1 protein-coding gene is annotated in these 653 nt (G+C 66.5%); it reads left to right on the top strand.

The genetic code is table 11. From position 1 onward, the window contains the following. On the top strand, positions 1-477 hold a 477-nt coding region (locus G7A99_RS23390; RefSeq protein WP_240466401.1), incomplete at its 5' end, for a LysR substrate-binding domain-containing protein. Positions 478-653 lie beyond the last annotated feature (176 nt).

The following is a 653-nucleotide window of genomic DNA, read 5'->3' on the forward strand; positions in this document are numbered from 1 at the left end:
AAGTTCGACGCGGGCGTGCGCCTCGGGGAGCAGGTGTCGGAAGGGATGATCGCCGTGCGGGTTGGACCGGATTTCCGCATGCTCGCCGTGGGGGCGCCGTCCTATTTCGAGGGGCGGGAGCTGCCCCGGGTGCCGCGGGACCTCACGGACCACTGCTGCATCAACCTGCGTTTGCCCACGCACGGTTCCATCTATGCCTGGGAGTTCGAGAAGGACGGGCGGGAGCTCCATGTCCGGGTGAACGGGCAGCTGACCTTTAATACCATCGGCCCGATTGTTGACGCGGCGCTCGAGGGTTACGGGATCGGCTACGTACCCGAGGGCCTCGTGCGCGAGCATATCGACGAGGGTAGGCTGGTGCCGGTGCTGGAGGACTGGAGTCCGCCGTTCCCCGGTTACTACCTCTACTATCCACACCGCCGGCGGTCCTCGCCGGCCTTCAACGTCATCCTCGAGGCGATGCGTCACGGGGAATGAGCCCGTCGCTGGACGGCCCCGCAATGGGGGCCGTACCGACCCGGGTGAATCCGGCGGTTCGCTGACGCGGCTCTCACCCCGCCGGCAAGAGGGGGAGCGCTTCCCCGTATTGATGAGTGCGACTCATGGCTCCTATGGAGCCGGGCTGGTTAATCCAACGGCGGCAGGCAGTTACG

It is taken from the genome of Arhodomonas sp. KWT (assembly GCF_010993615.1).